General features: G+C 38.9%; 24 protein-coding genes and 1 pseudogene. 22 read left to right on the forward strand and 3 right to left on the reverse strand.

Annotated features, from left to right (window positions below):
- The first annotated feature begins 2 nt into the window (after positions 1-2).
- The 3 genes from BFP77_RS12465 to BFP77_RS12475 all read left to right on the forward strand — a co-directional run bounded on the left by BFP77_RS12465 (position 3) and on the right by BFP77_RS12475 (position 3,164).
- Positions 3-1,313 (forward strand): ABC1 kinase family protein, encoded by a 1,311-nt coding sequence (locus tag BFP77_RS12465; RefSeq protein ID WP_099574360.1) that lies wholly within the window; start codon positions 3-5, stop codon positions 1,311-1,313.
- 90 nt (positions 1,314-1,403) lie between these two features.
- The gene (locus BFP77_RS12470; protein WP_099574361.1) at positions 1,404-2,414 is read left to right on the forward strand and encodes a 3-oxoacyl-ACP synthase III family protein; all 1,011 of its coding nucleotides are present in this window, start codon (positions 1,404-1,406) and stop codon (positions 2,412-2,414) included.
- A 390-nt stretch (positions 2,415-2,804) separates the two neighbouring features.
- Positions 2,805-3,164, forward strand: coding sequence for a CoA-binding protein (locus tag BFP77_RS12475; protein WP_099574362.1), 360 nt, complete (start codon positions 2,805-2,807; stop codon positions 3,162-3,164).
- Between the two features lie 17 nt (positions 3,165-3,181).
- On the opposite strand, the gene BFP77_RS12480 is transcribed toward BFP77_RS12475, so the two are convergent.
- Positions 3,182-4,645 carry a sodium:solute symporter gene (locus tag BFP77_RS12480; protein WP_099574363.1) on the reverse strand — a complete coding sequence of 488 codons (1,464 nt, stop codon included), beginning with the start codon at positions 4,643-4,645 and terminating at the stop codon, positions 3,182-3,184.
- Between the two features lie 68 nt (positions 4,646-4,713).
- Here BFP77_RS12480 and recR point away from each other — a divergent pair, with 68 nt between their 5' ends.
- The 13 genes from recR (at position 4,714) to BFP77_RS12545 (ending at position 15,060) form a co-directional block, all read left to right on the forward strand.
- Complete coding sequence (gene recR, locus BFP77_RS12485) at positions 4,714-5,334, forward strand: recombination mediator RecR (RefSeq protein WP_099574364.1); 621 nt, start codon at positions 4,714-4,716, stop codon at positions 5,332-5,334.
- 91 nt (positions 5,335-5,425) lie between these two features.
- Positions 5,426-6,781, forward strand: coding sequence for a dihydrolipoamide acetyltransferase family protein (locus BFP77_RS12490; RefSeq protein WP_099574365.1), 1,356 nt, complete (start codon positions 5,426-5,428; stop codon positions 6,779-6,781).
- A 76-nt stretch (positions 6,782-6,857) separates the two neighbouring features.
- Entirely contained in the window at positions 6,858-7,634 is a 777-nt protein-coding gene (locus BFP77_RS12495; RefSeq protein WP_099574366.1) for a 3'-5' exonuclease, read from the forward strand.
- The gene (locus tag BFP77_RS12500; protein WP_099574367.1) at positions 7,635-8,546 is read left to right on the forward strand and encodes a carboxypeptidase-like regulatory domain-containing protein; all 912 of its coding nucleotides are present in this window, start codon (positions 7,635-7,637) and stop codon (positions 8,544-8,546) included. It abuts the gene before it with no gap.
- A gap of 9 nt (positions 8,547-8,555) precedes the next feature.
- Positions 8,556-9,167: a fumarylacetoacetate hydrolase family protein gene (locus BFP77_RS12505; RefSeq protein ID WP_099574368.1), complete on the forward strand. Its 612-nt coding sequence runs from the start codon at positions 8,556-8,558 to the stop codon at positions 9,165-9,167.
- On the forward strand, positions 9,167-9,505 hold the full coding sequence (locus BFP77_RS12510) for an Hpt domain-containing protein (RefSeq protein WP_099574369.1): 339 nt from the start codon (positions 9,167-9,169) through the stop codon (positions 9,503-9,505). Before BFP77_RS12505 ends, BFP77_RS12510 begins: the two co-directional genes overlap by 1 nt.
- Positions 9,505-10,752, forward strand: a complete 1,248-nt coding sequence (locus BFP77_RS12515; protein WP_099574370.1) for a competence/damage-inducible protein A — start codon at positions 9,505-9,507, stop codon at positions 10,750-10,752. The genes BFP77_RS12510 and BFP77_RS12515 overlap by 1 nt, the downstream gene beginning before the upstream one ends.
- A gap of 69 nt (positions 10,753-10,821) precedes the next feature.
- Positions 10,822-11,058, forward strand: coding sequence for a 50S ribosomal protein L28 (rpmB, locus tag BFP77_RS12520; protein ID WP_099574371.1), 237 nt, complete (start codon positions 10,822-10,824; stop codon positions 11,056-11,058).
- Between the two features lie 20 nt (positions 11,059-11,078).
- Positions 11,079-11,261 carry a 50S ribosomal protein L33 gene (rpmG, locus tag BFP77_RS12525; RefSeq protein ID WP_099574372.1) on the forward strand — a complete coding sequence of 61 codons (183 nt, stop codon included), beginning with the start codon at positions 11,079-11,081 and terminating at the stop codon, positions 11,259-11,261.
- Positions 11,262-11,300: 39 nt separating this feature from the next.
- A complete protein-coding gene (locus tag BFP77_RS12530) occupies positions 11,301-11,453 on the forward strand; it encodes a DUF4295 domain-containing protein (protein WP_099574373.1) in 153 nt (50 codons plus the stop codon).
- A gap of 85 nt (positions 11,454-11,538) precedes the next feature.
- Entirely contained in the window at positions 11,539-12,501 is a 963-nt protein-coding gene (gene ftsY, locus BFP77_RS12535) for a signal recognition particle-docking protein FtsY (RefSeq protein WP_099574374.1), read from the forward strand.
- Positions 12,498-13,379: a DUF2911 domain-containing protein gene (locus BFP77_RS12540; protein ID WP_180272358.1), complete on the forward strand. Its 882-nt coding sequence runs from the start codon at positions 12,498-12,500 to the stop codon at positions 13,377-13,379. The genes ftsY and BFP77_RS12540 overlap by 4 nt, the downstream gene beginning before the upstream one ends.
- Positions 13,380-13,383: 4 nt before the next feature.
- Entirely contained in the window at positions 13,384-15,060 is a 1,677-nt protein-coding gene (locus BFP77_RS12545) for an amidase family protein (protein WP_099574375.1), read from the forward strand.
- A gap of 143 nt (positions 15,061-15,203) precedes the next feature.
- Here BFP77_RS12545 and BFP77_RS12550 read toward each other — a convergent pair whose 3' ends face one another.
- Positions 15,204-15,620, reverse strand: coding sequence for an OsmC family protein (locus BFP77_RS12550; protein WP_099574376.1), 417 nt, complete (start codon positions 15,618-15,620; stop codon positions 15,204-15,206).
- Positions 15,621-15,719: 99 nt separating this feature from the next.
- Here BFP77_RS12550 and BFP77_RS12555 point away from each other — a divergent pair, with 99 nt between their 5' ends.
- The 5 genes and pseudogenes from BFP77_RS12555 (at position 15,720) to BFP77_RS12570 (ending at position 18,609) form a co-directional block, all read left to right on the forward strand.
- A complete protein-coding gene (locus BFP77_RS12555; RefSeq protein ID WP_099574377.1) occupies positions 15,720-16,682 on the forward strand; it encodes a LysR substrate-binding domain-containing protein in 963 nt (320 codons plus the stop codon).
- A 40-nt stretch (positions 16,683-16,722) separates the two neighbouring features.
- Positions 16,723-16,941: pseudogene (locus BFP77_RS12560) on the forward strand (type II toxin-antitoxin system RelE/ParE family toxin); the annotation flags it as partial.
- Position 16,942: 1 nt separating this feature from the next.
- On the forward strand, positions 16,943-17,233 hold the full coding sequence (locus BFP77_RS12565; protein WP_099574492.1) for a helix-turn-helix domain-containing protein: 291 nt from the start codon (positions 16,943-16,945) through the stop codon (positions 17,231-17,233).
- 283 nt (positions 17,234-17,516) lie between these two features.
- Positions 17,517-17,690 (forward strand): hypothetical protein, encoded by a 174-nt coding sequence (locus BFP77_RS17020; protein WP_180272359.1) that lies wholly within the window; start codon positions 17,517-17,519, stop codon positions 17,688-17,690.
- Positions 17,691-18,072: 382 nt separating this feature from the next.
- A complete protein-coding gene (locus BFP77_RS12570) occupies positions 18,073-18,609 on the forward strand; it encodes a hypothetical protein (RefSeq protein WP_099574378.1) in 537 nt (178 codons plus the stop codon).
- Positions 18,610-18,877: 268 nt separating this feature from the next.
- On the opposite strand, the gene BFP77_RS12575 is transcribed toward BFP77_RS12570, so the two are convergent.
- Positions 18,878-19,972, reverse strand: coding sequence for a serine hydrolase domain-containing protein (locus BFP77_RS12575; protein WP_099574379.1), 1,095 nt, complete (start codon positions 19,970-19,972; stop codon positions 18,878-18,880).
- A gap of 123 nt (positions 19,973-20,095) precedes the next feature.
- On the opposite strand from BFP77_RS12575, the gene rimO reads away from it, so the two are divergent.
- Positions 20,096-21,406, forward strand: coding sequence for a 30S ribosomal protein S12 methylthiotransferase RimO (rimO, locus tag BFP77_RS12580; RefSeq protein ID WP_099574380.1), 1,311 nt, complete (start codon positions 20,096-20,098; stop codon positions 21,404-21,406).
- Positions 21,407-21,444 lie beyond the last annotated feature (38 nt).

A 21,444-nucleotide genomic window follows, 5' to 3' on the forward strand; every position in this document is an offset into this window, starting at 1 on the left:
TATTGAAGACACTTGATAAAATACCTACAGGGAAAATTGAAAGAGCCAGTAAGCTTGTTAAAACGGGTGTTAAGATAGGTGGGAACTACGCCAAATACTACAGCAAAAAACTTATCAATTCAGAAACTACCAAGGATGAACTGAATGAGGATAATGCAGAGGATATTTATGACGGATTAAAGAGTCTTAAGGGTAGTGCGCTAAAAGTGGCGCAGATGCTTAGTATGGAAAAGAATCTGCTGCCTAACGCCTACGTAGAGAAGTTTTCGCTTTCGCAATTTTCCGTACCACCATTATCGGCACCTTTGGTAAGGAAAACGTTTAAAAATTACCAAGGGGAATTTCCCGAAGAGGTTTTTGACACCTTCGAAAAAAGTTCTATAAACGCTGCTAGTATAGGTCAAGTGCATAAAGCTACGAAGGACGGAAAGGAGTTAGCGGTTAAAATTCAATATCCCGGGGTGGCCAAAAGCATTAGTAGTGACTTGGCTTTGGTGAAACCAATAGCCATACGCATGTTTAATCTGAAAGGTAAAGACTCCGACAAGTATTTCAGAGAGGTCGAGGATAAGTTGATAGAAGAAACCAATTATCTTTTGGAAATCAAACAAAGTAAAGAAATCACCGAAGCTTGTGGCGCTATCAAGGGCCTACGTTTTCCTAAATATTATGAAAATTTATCCAGTGAGCGTATCATTACTATGGACTGGATGACCGGAGTACACCTAAGTGAATTTGCCAAAACGGATTTTTCGCAGGAACTGGGTAATAAGTTGGGACAGACACTCTGGGATTTTTACATGTTTCAAATCCATGGGCTCAGAAAAGTTCACGCAGACCCACATCCTGGAAATTTTTTGATAAATAAACAGGAAGAATTAATAGCTATCGATTTCGGATGTATTAAAGAGGTGCCAGATTCTTTTTATGTTCCCTATTTTGAACTGGCTAAAAAGGACAATATTTCCAATGATACGTTATTCACGCAAAAATTATACGAGCTAGAAATTCTAATCCCTGCGGATACCAAAAAAGAAATAAAATTTTTTAAAGAGCTTTTTCATGAAATGCTGAGTCTTTTCACTTCTCCCTTTCACGAAGAAACATTTGATTTTGGTAATGGGGATTTTTGGAACAAGATTGCAGCATTGAGCGAACATTACGCTTCCGATAAGGAGATTAGGAAAATGAATGGTAATAGAGGCTCTAAACATTTCCTCTATATGAACAGAACGTTTTTTGGCCTTTATAATTTATTACATGACCTTAAGGCAAATATTAAAGTGAATAACTATAAGCAGTACCTTTCTTAAGAAACGTCGTACGCCTAAAATTCTCCCTGCCCGGGAATTGTTGGTTATATTGCAGTACGATTTAGAACAATTACTAAAAAAAACTTTCTTATGTATAATTCTAAAATTACAGGTTTAGGCTATTATGTTCCCGAGAATGTGGTAACAAACGATGATTTGTCCAAAGTAATGGACACCAATGACGCATGGATTCAAGAAAGAACGGGAATTAAAGAAAGAAGACACGTTATAAAGGGTAGTGAAGACACCACCACTACAATGGGTGTAAAAGCTGCAAAAATCGCCATCGAGCGTGCAGGGATTGATAAGAACGATATTGATTTTATCGTCTTTGCCACACTGAGTCCAGATTATTATTTTCCTGGGCCTGGGGTTTTGGTTCAAAGAGATTTGGGCATTGATACCGTTGGTGCCTTGGACGTACGCAACCAATGCTCCGGATTTATATATGGTATCTCGGTAGCGGACCAGTATATAAAAAGTGGCATGTACAAGAACATCCTGGTTATTGGGTCAGAACTACATTCCCATGGTTTAGATATGTCAACCAGAGGTAGGGGCGTATCGGTTATTTTTGGTGATGGTGCCGGAGCGGCCGTACTTAGTAGAGAAGAAGATACGACCAAAGGTATTTTATCCACACATTTACATTCTGAGGGGCAACATGCAGAAGAACTTAGTCTTATAGCTCCGGGAATGGGTAAAAGATGGGTCACAGATATCATAGATGAAAACGACCCCAATGACGAATCTTATTTTCCATATATGAACGGCCAATTTGTATTTAAGAATGCAGTCGTTCGTTTTAGCGAAGTTATTATGGAAGGTTTAGGAAAAAACGAATTACAGCCAACGGATATTGATCTGCTGGTGCCGCATCAAGCTAATTTGAGAATTTCGCAGTTCATTCAAAAGAAGTTTGGGCTTACAGATGATCAAGTATTCAACAACATAATGAAATATGGTAATACCACCGCCGCTTCAATTCCTATAGCGCTTACGGAGGCTTGGGAATCTGGGCAGGTTAATTCTGGCGACCTGGTTGTTTTAGCTGCTTTTGGAAGCGGTTTCACTTGGGGTAGCGCCATAATTAGATGGTAAATAAAAACCCGTGACACTGTCACGGGTTCCTCAAAATTGAAATTCTACGCTTAAAAACCAACCAATCTAAGCTTAGAGAATACCAATCTTATTTAAATAGACTCTTATTTAGCTTAAATGTTACGTTACAGGTTGGCTTTAACGCAAACTCAACTGAAACGTCCAGAATTTATACTGCTTTAAAAAACGAAACCCGAGCGGATGCTCGGGTTTCTGCGCTGATAGGCTATACTAAACACTAACCATTAACTATAAATATATAGCGTTATCAACATCTTTAAATTATTTACTATTTAGACTTTACTTTTCCTTACTTTTAATAGTCCACTAAGAGACGAAATTTTTTGTAAATAGTTACAAATTACACAAAGTTTAACACGCTGATAACATATGAAACAAACACTCGTTTTCGGAGCTTCTTTAAAATCAGAGCGTTACAGCAATATTGCTGTAAAAAGATTGGTAAATAAAGGAATCCAAACCGAAGCTTTTGGTTTAAGACGTGGTAATATCGGGGGAATTGAAGTTAATACCAATTTAGATAAATTCCAAGATATTCATACAATAACGTTGTATTTGAATCCACAGCGACAAAAGCAATATTATAAGGACATTCTGGCATTACATCCCAAGCGCGTAATTTTTAATCCTGGAACGGAGAACCCTGAATTTTATAAACTATTGAAAGAAAGTAACATAGAGGTGGAAGTGGCCTGTACATTAGTTTTGCTGGCCACCGGTCAATACTAAGGATTAGTCAAAGCTGTTCAAGGTATTTTTTTCCGAATGAACCACAGGCCAATAAATGTAAGCAAACCGTTAATGGGCAAAAGTTCGTATCCAAAGACATAACCGCCCAAATTCTCTGCCGGAATTTTTCCAAGAATAACTATAACAACGGCCGATAATAATGCCACCAACCAGACGTAGTTATCCTTAACCTGGTAATTCGTAAAAATGCCAAAGGAAAAAAGCCCCAATAAGGGCCCGTAAGTGTAAGAAGCCACTGTGAGCAGACCATCTATTACGTTTCGGTCCAATATATATTTGAAGGAAACTACGACCAAAATGAGCAGTATGCTCATTCCAACATGAGTATTTCTCCTCGTGGCCTTAGCCTCCTTTTCAGATTTCTTTTCCGTACCTAAGAAATCTACGCAGAAAGAAGTGGTAAGGGAAGTTAGGGCACTATCGGCACTGCTATATGCCGCTGCAATTAAACCCAACATAAATGTTATGGCTACGGTTATTCCTAGTCCACTGTTCAAGGCAATTTCTGGAAAGAGTAGGTCGGACTTTGGGGCTCCGTCCATTAAAGGAATTGCTATCTGAAATTTTTCGGCGTAAATGAACAATAGGGCACCTAACAACATAAAAACAAAGGTTACCAAAACGAGTACTACACTAAAAGAAACCATGTTTTTCTGTGCATCCTTTAGGTTTTTACACGTAAGGTTCTTTTGCATCATATCTTGGTCGAGCCCCGTCATACAGATAGTGACGAACATTCCTCCCAAAAATGATTTTATCAAATGGTTTTTAGCAAAGAAATTATCCGTAAAAATGGTTTTACTATAGGCAGATAATTCTTGCGACATCAGAAAATCTGAAAAGCTCCATTCTAATTTGTTCAAGATAAAATAGATAGATAACCCTACCGAGACAAGCATGAACATGGTCTGCAACGTATCGGTCCATACTATAGTTTTTATACCACCCTTAAAAGTGTATATCCAAATTAAAAGAATGGAAAGTGTTACGGTAATTTCAAACGGAACGTTCCACGAATCGAATACGAACTGCTGTAAAACGATTGCTACTAGGAATAATCTAAAGGCGGCTCCCAAAACTCTGGAAATAAAGAATGAAATGGCACCTACTTTATAACTCACAAAACCGAATCTGTTGTCCAAGTATTCGTAAATGGAGGTAACGTTCTGTCGGTAATATATGGGTAATAGCACGTACGCGGTAATAAGGTAGCCCAAGAAATATCCGAAGACAACCTGCATGTAGCTAAATTGTGAAGCATCTACCCAACCAGGAACCGAGATAAAAGTAACACCAGATAGGGAGGCACCTACCATTCCAAAAGCGACTAGATACCAGGGTGATTGTTTTCCCGCTTTAAAAAAATCTTCGTTGGAATCATTTTTTCCCGTAAAATATGATATCAGAAGTAATAGAATAAAATAACCACCGATTAAAAGCAATATATGGGAAGCGTTCATTGGAAATAATTTACGGGCAAAGTACAAAAAGTAAAAATAGTGCGTAATTTTACGAGAAAATTCAGTGAATGGAATTTTCTTCAAGATTATTGGAAAATGCCGTATACGAAATGTCGCAACTACCAGGTATCGGTAAGCGAACGGCACTTCGTTTGGTCCTCCATTTATTAAAACAATCCGAGCAGCGAACGGAACAATTGTCCAGTGCATTGGTTCAACTACGAAGCACGGTAAGATTCTGTAAAAACTGTCATAATATTTCGGACACCGAACACTGTGAAATTTGCGCCAACCCTAAACGGGATGCTTCTTTGGTCTGTGTTGTTGAGGATATAAGAGACGTAATGGCCATAGAAAATACAGGGCAATATCGTGGAATGTATCACGTACTCGGTGGAAAAATTTCTCCTATGGAAGGAATAGGTCCTCAAGATTTGACCATTTCCTCCCTTGTTTCTAAAGTACGAAAAGGTGAAATAAATGAATTGATATTTGCGTTAAGTTCTACTATGGAAGGGGACACCACCAACTTCTATATTTTTAGACAAATAGAGGAATTCAAGATAAGGACGTCAACTATTGCAAGAGGAATAGCGGTGGGAGACGAATTGGAATATGCAGATGAGGTCACCTTGGGAAGAAGTATTCTCAACAGGGTGCCTTTCGAAGGTTCCTTCAATAACAATTAATAAATATTATAATGCCGTAACAGTAATAAAAGGCTATATTTTTTATTATTTTTGCAAAAAAAGTACTTCAAAGCAGCAGTAAATTATTGATATGTCAAAATTTGAATTAAAACTACCACGGATGGGAGAAAGTGTTGCGGAAGCGACATTAACATCTTGGTTGAAGGAAGTTGGGGATACCATTGAAATGGATGAGGCAATTTTTGAGATTGCTACGGATAAGGTAGATAGTGAAGTCCCTAGTGAAGTAGACGGAGTTTTGGTAGAAAAGCGGTTTCATGTTGATGATGTTATTAAGGTGGGTGATACTGTTGCTGTAATAGAATTAAACGATGGTGCAGAGGCTCCAGAAGTAGAAAAAGAGGAGGAGGAAGAGGCCTTGGAGGAAGAAATGGTCGCCGCGGCTGAGCAAGCTTTGTCCACGGCCAAGGACACGGTTAGTAATCCCACGCCAAATTACGCTGGTTCCGAGCGATTTTATTCGCCTTTGGTAAAGAATATTGCCAAAGAAGAAGGGGTATCTTTTTCGGAATTAGAGTCCATATCCGGTACCGGTAAGGACGGTAGGGTTACCAAGAACGATATTCTAGCCTACGTGCAGCAGAAAAGAAAACCGGAAGTAACCACCAGTGCGCCGGTACCGGCAGATACACCTCCTGTTCAACAAGAAGTACGGACGGTTGCCATGGATACACCCAAAGAAACGGCACAGGAAGCGGCTCCTGTCAAAGTTTCAGGCGGGGACGAGGTTATAGCCATGTCCAGAATGGGTAAACTCATCGCTAAACATATGGTAGATAGCGTTTCTACTTCTGCCCATGTGCAAAGTTTTATAGAAGTCGATGTCACCAATATTGTCAACTGGAGAAACAAGATGAAAGTTTCGTTTGAGAAGCAAGAGGGTGAGAAACTGACCTTCACACCTATCTTCATGGAAGCTATCGCCAAAGCGTTAAAAAAATACCCCATGATGAACATCTCTGTGGACGGGGATAGTGTTATCAAAAAGAAAAATATAAACATAGGTATGGCCGCGGCGCTTCCGGACGGCAACCTCATCGTACCAGTGATTAAGAACGCAGACCAGTTAAATTTGGTGGGTATGGCAAAAGTGGTCAATGATTTGGCTAATCGTTCTAGAAATAATGAGCTTAAGCCAGACGAAGTTCAAGACGGTACCTACACCGTTACCAACGTAGGTACCTTTGGAAGTGTATTCGGTACTCCCATCATAAATCAGCCTCAGGTAGGAATCATGGCCTTAGGGGCCATTCGTAAGATTCCGGCTGTCATTGAGACCAGTGAAGGCGATTTTATTGGTATTCGCAGTAAGATGTACCTTTCCCATAGTTACGACCACAGAGTGGTTAATGGTGCTTTGGGCAGTATGTTCGCAAAGGCGGTTGCGGATTACCTGGAAGCCTGGGATATCAACAGGGAAATATAGGAATAGTCCTAGTTTCATCATTTGAGGGTAACACGGTTCACTAAGTTTCTTCCTATCTTTGTAAAAAGTCCCGAAAATGGAGTTGAAACTCACAAGACCTATTTGTTTTTTTGATTTAGAGACCACAGGAGTAAACGTTGCAAAGGACCGCATCGTCGAGATTTCCATACTTAAGGTTTTTCCTAACGGAAATAAAGAAAGTAAGACCTGGTTGGTTAACCCTGAAATGCCTATTCCCGAGGAGGTCGTTGCAGTACATGGTATTTCTAATGAGAAGGTAGCTAATGAACCTACTTTTAAAGAACTATCCAAAGATATTTACGCCATGGTAAAGGATTGCGATTTGGGTGGGTTTAACTCGGACCGTTTTGATATTCCCTTGTTGGCAGAGGAAATGCTCCGAGCCGATATCGATTTTGATATGAAAAATACCGTTTCAGTAGATGTGCAGACAATCTTTCACAAGATGGAAAAGCGAACCTTGGAAGCGGCATACAAATTCTACTGCGATAAGGACCTAACGGATGCGCATAGCGCTGAAGCGGATACCAAAGCTACCTATGAAGTGCTTCTTTCCCAATTGGATAGGTATCCTGAATTGGAGAACAACATCAAAAAACTCTCGGAGTTCTCAAGAAGAAAGCAGTCCGTAGATTTTGCGGGTTTTATTGCCCTGGATAAGGATGGAGAAGAGATTTTCTCGTTCGGTAAACATAAAGGCAAGAAAGTACATGATGTTCTGGAAAAGGAACCTGGTTATTTTGGTTGGATTCTTAATGCTGATTTTCCGCTTTACACTAAAAAAATTCTTACCCAAATCAAATTAAGTAAATTCAATAATAAACTGGGCTAGATGAGAGTGCTCTTGCTGTTATTATTATGTTTTAATATTGGTTTTGCTCAAGATGTGCTGTTAGAGGGCTATATTTTAGATGGAAAGAATAACAACCCAATTCCGTACGCCAATCTTAGTTTTCTAAATACTCTGAAAGGAACATCTAGCGATGAAAAAGGTCATTTTTACATTGACGTTCCCGAATCCTATGTAGAGAAAAAAGTACATATATCTTCTTTGGGATATAAGGATACTATTCTTCCTGCAAAAACTATTTTGGACAATAAAAAAATACTCCTGCAAGAAGATACTTATGAACTGGACGAGGTAGTTGTTTCTAAGAGTCTTGGAGACGTCATCATCCTAAACCCTGTTAGTTCTTATGATATCAAAAGCGGCTTTTCCTCTTCGGCTACACCTTGGGTCTTGGCTACCTATTTCCCGAATATTGGAGCTGCCAAGAAGTACATAGATAAGATTACCATACACGTGCAAAGTGAAACGAGGTTTAAAAGAACCTCTTCAAAATTTAGGCTACGTATCTATGACGTAGATGAAGTGACTAAGAAGCCTTATAGAGATTTGGTGCTTAAAAGCATTATCCTGGAATCAACGGAATCTGAAGATTTCGTGTCAATAGATTTATCCAGTATCGGCATTAAAGTTCCTCAAGAGGGTATTTACATAGGGCTAGAGTGGCTTTTTTTACCTTTTAATTGGTATGCCAATACTTTTGAACATCCCATATCAAAAAAGAAAATAATAGAAGACCGTTTTGCACCGACCTTTGCCGCGGTATATCAAAAAAACCAGAACTATAGAACTATGGTGTACGGGTTGGGAGAATGGTCGGACTTTAGTATTAAAGCTCCTGGCAATAACCAAAATCTAATACCTGCAATAACCCTTAAACTTTCAAAAGAAAAATAATCGTCTGTTATGAAGATAATATGTATTGGCCGTAACTACACTGATCATATAGAGGAGTTAAAAAATGAACGACCATCGGAACCAGTGGTCTTTATAAAGCCAGATTCTGCAGTTTTGCCTAAAGAGCAGGATTTTTATATCCCGGAATTCTCTAGCGATGTGCATTACGAGGTCGAGGTTTTGGTGAAGATTAAAAAAGTAGGAAAGCACATCGACGAGAAATTTGCGAATACCTACTATGATGAGATAGGTCTGGGAATAGATTTTACGGCGCGCGATTTACAGTCAAAATTAAAGGAGAAGGGACTGCCATGGGAAAAGGCCAAAGGGTTCGATGGGGCTGCCGTAATTGGGAATTGGGTTCCGAAAACCAAATTCAAAGACCTTAACGAGCTCAATTTTAAACTTTTAAAGAATGGGGAGGTGGTACAGTCCGGAAATACCAATTCAATGCTTTGGAAGATAGATGAAATAATAGCCTATGTCTCTACTTTCTTTATGCTCAAAAAGGGAGATGTTATCTTCACAGGTACACCCGCCGGTGTTGGCAAAGTAAACGCAAATGATTATCTTACGGGTAGTTTGGAAAACGAGGAACTCTTCACATTAAAAATAAAATAATGATTTATAATTTAGATAAGCTTAATGAAATGGCGGATGGTGACCAGGACTTCATTAATTCGGTCATTTCGGTATTTCTTGAAGAGGTTCCTGTAGATTTGGAAGCTTTGGAAATAGCGTTGAAAGAACGAAATCATGAAAGCGTTTATCAACTGGCACATAAGATAAAGCCAAATGTGGATTTGCTGGGTATGGAGCAGACCCGAGCTGCTGCATTGGAGATGGAGACCTTGGGGAAACAAGCGGCAAATATGGAGGATATTGAAAAGGTGTTACCTTCGCTCAAGGCAGATATTCATCAAGTTATCGGTGAGCTTAAAACCGATTTTAACTTGTAATGCTTGCAGAAATTATCACCATTGGGGATGAGATTCTCATTGGTCAAATCGTAGATACCAATTCAGCGTTCATAGCTAAGGAGCTAAACAAAATAGGGATATCCGTATATCAGATTACCTCGGTGCAAGATGATAGGGAACATATCCTGCAATCACTCTCGGACGCCCGTTCCCACGCTGATATTGTTATAGTCACTGGTGGTCTAGGACCCACTAAGGACGATATTACCAAACATACGTTTTGTGAATTTTTTGATGATACCTTGGTAGAAAACGCTGAGGTTTTGGCCCATGTAGAAGAGCTTTTTGCAAAACACATCAGCACCCCTATTTCAGATTTAAACAGGAAACAAGCCTTAGTCCCCAGCAAGTCGGAAGTGCTTAAAAACAGCTATGGTACAGCACCCGGAATGTGGTTTTATGAAGAAAACACCACATTTATTTCTATGCCGGGCGTACCTTTTGAAATGAAGAATATCATGAAGGATGCCGTTATCCCTAAATTGGTAAGCTTTTATGAAAGACCTCATATTATTCATAAGACGATAATTACCTATGGCCTGGGAGAAAGTGCCATAGCCCAAAGGATAGAGGAATGGGAAGAGGCGTTGCCTAATTTTGTAAAACTAGCCTATTTGCCCAATCTCGGTAAGGTACGCCTCAGGTTAACGGCAAAAGGAAAAGTTCGTGAAGAATTGCAGGATGCCATAGGCGCTGCCTCAAATACATTGTACCCGTTAATTGACGATATTCTTTACGGTACCGAAGATGAGGAAAGTATAGAAGCTTTCGTTGCCAAATTACTAACGTCAAAGAATTTTACACTCGCTACGGCAGAAAGTTTTACAGGAGGTAAAATTGCCGAACATATTACGGCAATCCCTGGTGCGTCAGCCTATTTTAAAGGGAGTATAGTAAGTTATGCTACTGAAGCGAAAATTAATGTGCTCGGGGTATCAAAAGAGGATGTTGCCGCCTACTCCGTGGTAAGTGAACAGGTTGCCAAGGCTATGGCCATTGGAGTTAAGAATTTGTTGAAAACAGATTTTGCCATTGCCACAACAGGCAACGCCGGACCCGCCAAAGGAGACTCGTCCGCAGCTATAGGTACGGTCTTCATTGCCATCGCATCCCCGAACGGTGTTTTTGTAACGCAGTTCAACATGGGAAACCATAGAGAGCGTATCGTGCAAAAGTCTGTAAATAAGTCCTTTGAGTTGCTTCAAAAAGAAATTTTAAAAATGTGAAGGAGAATGTTGGCTGTGAGATAAAAATGATATAAATTTGCACCCTGTTTAAAAGAAAAATTCGACACGATGTCAAAAGTTTGTGAAATTACGGGAAAGAGAGCGATGTTCGGTAACAACGTATCCTTCTCTATCAATAAGACAAGAAGAAGATTTGACGTAAATCTTTCTAAAAAGAGATTTTACATTCCAGAGGAAGACCGTTGGATAACTTTAAAAGTCTCTGCAAGAGCTTTAAAAAGTATCAACAAAAAAGGAATCTCTGCTGTGTTGAAAGAAGCAAAAGCTAAAGGGTTAGTAAAGTAACCTTTAAATTATAGATTACAATGGCAAAGAAAGGCAACAGAATTCAAGTAATTTTAGAATGTACCGAGCATAAAGAGTCGGGGCAACCTGGAACTTCCAGATATATTACCACGAAGAATAAGAAGAATACTCCAGAAAGGATGGAAATTAAAAAATTCAATCCTATTTTGAAACGAATGACAGTTCATAAAGAAATTAAATAAGAATTCCACTCGGTGGATTTGATATAAATACATTTAGCCATGGCAAAGAAGACGGTAGCAAGTTTACAGACCAGCTCAAAAAGACTAACAAAAGCAATAAAAATGGTAAAGTCACCTAAAACTGGTGCTTACGTTTTTGTAGAATCGGTCATGCCTCCAGAAATGGTAAATGAGTGGATTGCTAAAAAATAAGAAACTTTCTTTTATAAGTTATTGAGCCCCTTTCTGATGAAAGGGGCTTTTTAATTTTTATATTTGACCAACTATTGCTGATACGATGAGTTTATTTAAAAAGATATTTTCAAAAGATAAAAAAGAGACCTTGGATAAGGGTTTGGAAAAGACGAAAACAAGTTTTTTTTCCAAGCTTGGAAAAGCGGTTGCAGGCAAGTCCAAAGTAGATGATGACGTATTGGATAATTTAGAGGAAGTCCTGGTTTCCTCCGATGTTGGTGTAAACACCACGCTAAAGATTATTGAACGCATTGAGGCGCGGGTAGCTAAGGACAAATATATGGGTACGGATGAGCTCAATGATATTTTGCGTGAAGAAATAGCAGGGCTATTATCCGAAACAAATACCGTGGAAGATGCAGGAATCCATATTCCGAAGGATAAAAAACCCTACGTGATTATGGTGGTCGGTGTTAACGGAGTCGGTAAAACCACTACTATAGGTAAATTGGCCCATCAATTAAAAAATCAAGGTTTAAAAGTAGTTCTAGGTGCTGCGGACACATTTAGGGCGGCAGCCATAGACCAACTACAAGTATGGGCAGATAGGGTAGACGTACCCATTGTAAAACAACAAATGGGAAGCGACCCGGCCTCCGTTGCTTTTGACACCCTTAGCTCTGCGGTTACCCAAGATGCGGACGTTGTTATCATTGATACCGCCGGGAGATTGCACAATAAGGTGAATCTTATGAATGAGCTGACTAAGGTGAAACGAGTGATGCAAAAAGTTGTGGAAAATACGCCCCATGAAGTTTTATTGGTCTTAGATGGGTCAACAGGGCAAAATGCATTTGAACAGGCCAAGCAGTTTACCAAAGCCACGGAGGTGACTGCCCTGGCCGTTACAAAATTGGACGGCACCGCAAAGGGAGGTGTAGTCATTGGAATTTCCGACCAATTCCAAATTCCCGTGAGGTATATAGGGGTTGGAGAAGGAATTGAAGATCTCCAGGTTTTCAATAAGCATGAATTCGTAGATTCTTTTTTTAATATGAAGCATTGAAAAAAATAGCTTTTTTTATTCTAGTTGTTTGGTATTATCACGGTTTCTCCCAGATAAACCATCCTAAGGCTAGTCCCTTATCCAAAATAGAGCAGACCGTTGGACTCTCTAAAATCACTATAACATATTCAAGGCCTGCTGCTCGCGGAAGAACTATATTTGGAAATAGGGCAGATGGCCAACCCGCTTTGGTGCCTTATGGCCGTATTTGGCGAGTGGGCGCCAACGAATCGACCAAAATAACCTTCGATTCAGAGGTAAATATTCTGGGGAATTCCCTTTCAAAAGGCACCTATGCCCTTTATGCATTTCCCGAGGCGAACGAGTGGCAGCTTGTTTTTCATAACAATACAACGCATTGGGGAGACGGTAGAACGGCCTACAATCCTGAGGAAGACGCCCTTAGGGTCACAGTACACCCCAAACAAACCTTGAATTATCAAGAGAATTTTTTAATATCCTTTGATGACATTACACACCATACGGCTACGTTAAACCTACTTTGGGCCGGTACCGAAGTAAGTCTGCCAATGACCTTCAATACCCAAGGGTTGATGGAAGCGCAGATAGAGGAAGAATTGAAAGGCAATCCAACCGTACAGACCTATTATGAAATTGCAAGGTATTATCAAGAGCAGGATAGCAACCTACCACAAGCATTAACGTATTTGAACAAGGCAATTGAACTTGGTGGGGATACCTACTATTTTCATAGGGTCAAATCTTTGGTTCAAGCAAAATTGGGAGATTACAAGGGAGCCATACAATCAGCCGAAAAATCGCTCCAAATAGCCCAAGATTTAGGTAAGGACGAGTTTGTTCGTATGAACCGGAAGAATAGTATTGATTGGAACGAAAAACTAAAACAAAAAAACTGATAGCATGAAAAAGGCATTGCTAGTGCTTCTTGTTGGACTACTATTTTCTTGTAAGGACAGTTCTAAAGTCGATGAGAAGCAACAACGTATTTGGGAACCCTATAACGATTCTCTTGAGGTAGCGTCCAATGCAGATCATGAAAAGGGAAGAATGCGTTATAAATTGATTCAATCCAAAGTTTTGGATAAAAACGATGTGTTTCTTCCGTTGTATGATGAAGTTTCCAAAATGACCGAGAAGGAGTATGAATTCCTGAAGCCCTTGGTATTGGAGCAAAACATTTTTTCGATTCGGAAAAGAATAGAAGGCGGTCTTCTCACCTACGAAAAGTTGGTATTATTTTATTTATATCGCATCTACAAGTACGAGTTAGATAATACCACGACCTTGAATACGGTCATTGCCCTAAACCAAGACGTAGTAAAGCAGGCACGAGCATTGGACGAAATGATGGCCAAAGGTACCGCTCCCGGCGCGCGGCACCCCGTCTACGGTATGCCCATTTTGTTGAAGGACAATATAAATACCTCAGGTATGCGAACTACTGCTGGGGCTATTGCTTTGATGGATAATGAAACGGAAGATGCTTTCATCGTACAGCAATTAAAAAAGAACGGCGCGTTGATTTTGGGAAAGGTAAACCTAAGTGAATGGGCCTATTTTTTGTGTTCCGGTTGTCCGGTAGGGTATAGTGCGGTCGGGGGTCAAACGTTAAACCCCTATGGAAGGCGCATCTTTGAAACAGGCGGTTCCAGTTCCGGAAGTGGTACGGCGATAGCTGCGAATTATGCCGTGGCCGCAGTGGGAACGGAGACCTCGGGTTCTATATTATCGCCTAGTAGTCAGAATTCCGTAGTAGGTTTAAAACCGACTATAGGACTGTTAAGCAGAACGGGTATTGTCCCTATCTCCAGCACCTTGGATACTCCCGGTCCCATGACTAGGAATACCATAGACAATGGTATATTGCTGGACGCGATGACCGGTTTTGACGAGGGAGACACAAAATCTACTAAAGAGGAATATCCGGGAATTATTTCTGCAGGGCTGCATCCTACTTCCTTTAAGAATATGCGCTTGGGCGCTTTTTCTTCCCTAATGGAAAATGATTCTATTTATAGTGCTACCATTGAAAAATTAAGAACTTTAGGAGTAACGGTCATTGTGTTTACTCCGCCGGAGGTTAATATGGATGGCTTTTTAAGTATTCTGAATTTAGATATGAAGAATGATTTGCCAGCCTATTTAGCGAAACACACAAATTCGGAAAAGGTACAGATTGCATCCATTGCTGATGCCGTTGCCTTTAATAGCGAAGATAGCTTGACTAGAGTACCTTACGGACAGGCTTTGTTCGAAGGAATTTTGACCGATTCTACCACTGCGCAGGATTTAACCGAAATAAAAACAAGATTGGAAAATTCTGGACGCACATTTTTTGATACTGCCCTTGAACAACACGATTTGGATGTTATTTTGTCCATAAATAACTATCACGCCGGCTATGCCGCCGTGGCAAAATATCCGGTGCTAACAGTTCCTATGGGCTATAAAAATTCTGGTGAGCCCATAAGCTTAACATTTATAGGAAAGCCTTTTAAGGAGGCAGCTTTATTGCGATTGGGAGCTGCCTATAAAAAAGAATTCCCTAATAGGAAAATGCCGGAAGGCTATGAATAATAGTTGTTAAAAGAAAATAGTAGCCTATAAGTGGGATAGCATCAATGATGCTATCTAATTGTTAGGTATAAGCAAGAAGCCAAGAAGAAGTGCCTCTCTGTGATGAAAAGAACTTCTTCTAAGCCTACCATGTTAATACAGCTTTAACCCAAGTTGGCAGACAACTCTATCTTTGTATCCAACAACTTTGATATTGGGCAAATTTCTTTTGCTTTTTCAGCGAGTTCTAGAAATTCTTCTTTTGAAAGATTAGGAACCTCTGCTTCTAATTTGAGTTCAATTTTAGGAATAGCACCATCCTCGAAAAATACTTTTGCATGCGTGTCTAAGTTCGTTGGAGTGTAGCCTGCTTCACTCATTAAAAAACTCAACTGCATTGTATAACAGCCTGCATGAGCTGCTCCAATAAGCTCTTCAGGATTAGTACCAACACCATTCTCAAACCTTGTCTTGAACGAATACTGAGTCGAATCTAATACTGTACTTTGAGTAGAAATAGTACCAGAACCTTCCATACCAGTACCTTTCCAATTTGCACTTGCTTCTCTTTTAAACTTCATATCTATTATTATTTATCTGTGGTTAAAAATCAAAAATATAGTTCTTAATCTTATAAATCAAATTAATAATATTTATATTTAATAACTTAAAATTATGAAATGACTTTACAACAATTTAGATATATAGTAACTCTTGACGAGAAACGCCATTTTGCAAGCGCTGCAGAATTCTGCCATGTATCGCAGCCAGCATTGACTACTCAACTAAAAAAGTTTGAACAAGAAATTGGTATTCAAATTTTTGATAGAACACAAGTGCCACTAAAACCTACAGAACTTGGGTTAGAAATTATATCAAAAGCAAGAAAAATCCTAAGAGATGTAAATGAAATTGAAGACTATGTCATCAATCAAAAAAACACAGATACTGGAATTATAAAAATAGGGGTTATAAATACTCTGTCACCTTACATAATTCCTTTAGCAATTAAGAATATCCAATCTGCTTTGCCAAAAGTTAAATTTATTATAAACGAATCTTCTACGCTTGAATTAATCAAATCTTTGAAAGAAGGAAAAATAGATATTGCACTTATGGCGACACCAACAGGTAATAGTAACCTAAAAGAATTTTACGTTTTTACTGAACATTTTGTCGCATATTTAAATCCAAGTCACAAAATGCGACAACAAGACTATTTTCTTTTTGACACGGATAGCTCTGAGAAATTATTAATGCTGAAAAAAGAATTCTGTTATAACTCACAAATTCTTAAGATTTGTAATATGAAACAAGAGGCCCAAGTATTTGAGCATTTCAATTTTGAAGCCAGTTCTATTGAGACATTAAAAAATTTAACCCTATCTGATTTGGGTTTCTCAATATTGCCTGAGTTAGCAACTATTCGTGAAAAAGCCGAGCAGAATATAAAATATTTTAAAAATTTTAAGCCTGCAAGAGATATAAGTTTGGTTGTTTCTCATTCTTTTTCAAAAACTTTGATACTTGAAAAACTAAAATTTGCCATTTGGAAATCGATACCAGAATATATACAAAACAGAGAAGGTTACAAAATCATCAGATGGGATGACTCACCTTACTTTAGGGCCAAGTTAAAATGAATGAACAAAACGATGAGCAGATAGTGAAAAGCCTCAAAATCCCTCAACCTATCTTAAAGCAATTGTTGGAACAAAAGGACTTTATGAGGCTCGTATAAAATTGGGCTCAAATATTTGGAGAGTGTTCTGTTTTTTCGACAAAGGCAAATTGGTAATCCTGCTAAATGGATTTGCCAAGAAAACGCAAAAGACGCCGAAAAAAGAAATCGACAAAGCGGTCGGACTAATCAATTCATACTATGAAGACAAAAAAAGATAAGATGGACACTAAAAGCTGGAAAGACATCAAGGATACGGTTTACGGAAAAAAAGGAACTGAACGCAGAGATGGACTGGAAAGAGATTTTGAATCCTTTAAAATCGGTCTGCTTCTTCGCAACGCTTGGGAGGAAAAAAACTTGACTCAAGAGCAGCTTGGCAAACTTATAGACAAAAAACGAACATACATTTCAAGAGTTGAAAATAACGGGAGTAATCTTACATTAAAAACGTTGTATGAAATCGTGGAAAAGGGACTTGGAGAAAAGGTTACTATCTCAATCGACGTGTGAAAAAAGTACGTTGTACAACAAGGCCTATACTTAATGCGGACTTGTGGCTTTTGTGCTAAGGTCTGTGTATATTTATAATGTCGCTAAATTAAAAATTACGCGATAGCGAAACGTTCAAATTTAGCTTTGGAACAAAAAAAGAAAAAGCAAAACAATAAGCTTTAGCTACGTCGGCAGACGGAAACTGGCCCGCGCGCCAACTCGCCCGCTGCTATCGCGGATGGCGTACTCCCGCAATACGCTTAGCTGAACCGTTTTAAACAATAGCTCTAAAAATTATCACATGAAAAAAATATATGGATATATTATTGTTGGAATTGGACTCTTTTTTATTGGATACGGAATAAATCTGGCAGTTCACCAAAATGAAAATGAATTTTTATTAATTGCTCTAGGCGTAATAATGGTTATTGGTGCCGCTTTTTATTTTAAAAAACTGCCAAATAAAACTGACTAAAAATTAGAACGTAATCACTGCAAAGATGGACTTTGTTCGGACGGAAAAACTAAGGAAAAAGAATCGTAATGTGTTTACTCAAACCTTTTACTACTGATTGCAACAAAGCCTATAATTAATGCGGACTTGTGGCTTTCACGCTAAGTTCTGTGTAGATTTATGAAGTCGTAAGATCTTCGGGATTTTGCTTTGGACGGAAAAAAATCAGTAAGGTTAGAAACCAACTTAGTGTAAACCCTAATCTATAACTTGTGTAAACAATGTATCTTAACGAACAATAACCCGAAACCATAAATGAGTGAATTTCAATAATTATTTAACAGGAACAATTTTTTTCGTCTTATTAATTTGGGGTCCAATCAACCACAATTCTTCATATACGATGTTAATAAGGTCTTCATATCTAATATTAATTCCTTTAATTACTTGGATAACAATATATTGTATTTGGAATAAATATGAGGTTCAAGAAAAAGTAAGCGTTTTATTAAGTAAGATTTTATCTGGCATAATAAGCTTAGCTCTCTTTATTTATCCAATCATAAAAATGAATAATGACACGCACATAACCAACACTGAATATTCAAGAACATTTGATGGAATGGAGGCTGTTGGAGATTATATTGAAGTTAATGGTACAGATTGGGGACAAATACTTGTATTATTAATAGCATCCACTTTATTTTTTGTTCTAGGTGTTTTAAGACTAGGTTCAGATAACTCTGACAAATTAAACAATAATCTGACTTTTAATTCAATGGAAAATAATGTTGAATTAAAAAAAACTAATAAGGATAAATACGAACCTAGAATGAGTAGGTCAGAAAGATTAAGGCTAGTTGCTTTTAGAAATGTTCAGGAACGAAAGAAAAAGATATCAGAAAACGGAAATGATAGAAGTACAAGCAATAAAAAGTAACAAAGAGCGGATTATATTAAAATAAAAATATAGTTGTGGACAAAAACGATTTGCCAACACCCTATATAATTTATTACTAGTTCTAGCCTACTTAAGATTATCCTAGCGGATTTTATATTCGGTTTGTATTTGCTAAATTCGTTACTTAAACCACGCAACAAATCTTACTAGATCAGCTTTGGAAAGTGAATTTTTAATGCGGAAAAAATAAATCTAGTAAAAATGACGAAAAGCCTGTAAGGTGTATTGGCACCTAATTTTTCAAGTATTAATCCATCACTTTATTTAGGAGCCCCCAAAGTTCATCGTCAAAGCCCGAGGGTCCCAGTGCTTGATAACCCGTATCCTCACCCATACGAACAACAACCAGGTTTTGACTAGGAACTATGTACAACTTTTGGTCATTTTTGCCTAAGCCTGCATAGAGGTCATCCGGCGCATTGGGCATTAGCTCTGTATTGAATACCAGTTGGGATTGTGGTACCATAGCACTCTCTTTTCCGTTTAACCACCATAGATACCCGTAGGATTTGTTTAAATCTTGAGAAGTAGTGCTCATGGAGGTGATATAGTCCGTATTTTCAAGGATAGGGGTTCCGTTCCAGTTTCCCTTATTCAGGTTCAATAAACCAAAACGGGCCATACTTCTAGCGGTACTCCAGTACACATTATTAATACCATTAGTAGAAATCCATGAACCTCCCATACCAATTCGATTCTTTATTTTAGAAGCAAAATAATCTTCAAATTCCATTTGCGTAGCGTTTGAAATTACCTGTTGAATAAGGGTATAAGGTGCATTGTGATAGGACCAGCGCGTTCCTGCATCCGCAACGTAGGTCAAACAGTCGGGCGTTTTACAATCCCCTTGCGTATCGTCCATCCCAGAGGTCATGGTCAATTGATGCCAAATGGTTATCAATTCTTCTTTCTCATTGCTTAGGCTCGTCCAACCCGTTCCTAGATAATCAGCGGTTTTATCGTTCAAGGATAAAAATCCTTCCTGTAATGCTATACCTGTAGTGAAGGACGTCAATGTTTTTCCGGCTGAGGCCCAATACCAAGGGGTGTTTTCAGTATGGTCTCCAAAATATTCTTCGAGGGCAATCTTACCATCTTTCAGCACAATAAAGGCCCTTGTACCATTTGTATTCAAAAAATCATAAAGTTCCGCTTCGGCGTCGGCATTCCAATTTAGGTCCTCTAGGTCAACCCTGTCCCAGTCCGCACCATTCAAAGGAGGACAGTAAAGGCCGTTATTTTCTATAGGGATATCATTATTTTCATCAACGGGCGTGTCTTTGGAACATCCGAGAATGAGGGTCGTGATGAGAAGTAGGATATAAGTTTTGGAACGTATCATAACGATTGATTTTTTAGTAGGACTGTATATTGATACATTGGTTTAACGTTAAAATCAAAGAAATCGTGTGAAACACAGCTAGTTCTAACGGCAAATCGTATTTTTGCACCCCATTAAAAAGCTATGCGAACAAAAACGCTCAAGAAGAATAAAATCAACGTAGTAACCCTTGGTTGCAGTAAGAATGTGTACGACTCGGAAGTTCTTATGGGCCAGTTGCGCGCTAACGAGAAAGAGGTCGTTCATGAGGAAGAGGGGAATGTAGTCGTCATTAATACCTGCGGTTTTATTGCCAATGCCAAAGAGCAGAGTGTAAACACCATTCTTGAATATGTGCAGAAGAAGGAGGCCGGAGAAGTGGACAAGGTTTTTGTTACGGGCTGCTTAAGTGAGCGGTACAAGCCAGATTTGCAAAAAGAAATACCCAATGTAGACGAGTATTTTGGAACTAGCGAACTTCCCAACCTTCTAAAAGCTTTGGGGGCGGACTATAAGCACGAGCTTATAGGGGAGCGCTTGACCACGACACCCAAAAATTACGCATATCTTAAAATAGCGGAAGGTTGTGACCGTCCCTGTTCTTTTTGTGCCATACCCTTAATGCGCGGTAAGCATAAGAGTAAGCCCATTGAAGAATTGGTTACAGAAACGGAGAAACTGGCCGCGAAAGGCGTTAAGGAGTTGATTTTAATTGCGCAGGATTTAACCTATTACGGGCTCGATTTATATAAGAAAAGAAACTTGGCGGAATTACTTGAAGCTTTGGTAAAAGTTGAAGGTATTGAGTGGATACGATTACATTATGCATTCCCGACAGGTTTTCCGATGGATGTTTTGGAGGTAATGAAGAACGAGCCAAAGGTCTGTAACTATCTGGATATTCCTTTACAGCACATTTCCGATAGTATTTTAAAGAGTATGCGTCGTGGCACCACGCAGGCGAAAACAACGAAGCTTCTGCAGGATTTTAGGGCTACGGTACCAGAAATGACCATACGCACTACCTTGATAGTGGGCTACCCCGGAGAAACCGAGGAGGATTTTCAAACCTTGAAAAATTGGGTAGAAGAAATGCGTTTTGAACGTTTGGGCTGTTTTACCTATAGTCATGAAGAGAATACTCATGCCTATAATTTAGAGGACAATGTACCTGAATCAATAAAACAGGAACGTGCCAACGAGATTATGGAAATACAATCCCAGATTTCTTGGGAACTTAATCAGCAAAAAATAGGGCAGACCTTTAGGTGTATTATTGACAGAAAAGAAGGGAATTATTTTATCGGTAGAACGGAGTTCGACTCTCCCGATGTTGATAATGAGGTTTTAATAGATGCTACCAAGCACTATGTAAAACAGGGTGAATTTGTTGATGTAACCATTACAGATGCGGCAGATTTTGATTTGTACGGTGATCCTGTAATTTCAAAATGAAAGTTTTAAGGATACTTTAAAACCATACGAAGGCTCAT

Origin of the sequence: Maribacter sp. 4U21, assembly GCF_002742365.1 — a bacterium.
Taxonomy (GTDB): domain Bacteria; phylum Bacteroidota; class Bacteroidia; order Flavobacteriales; family Flavobacteriaceae; genus Maribacter.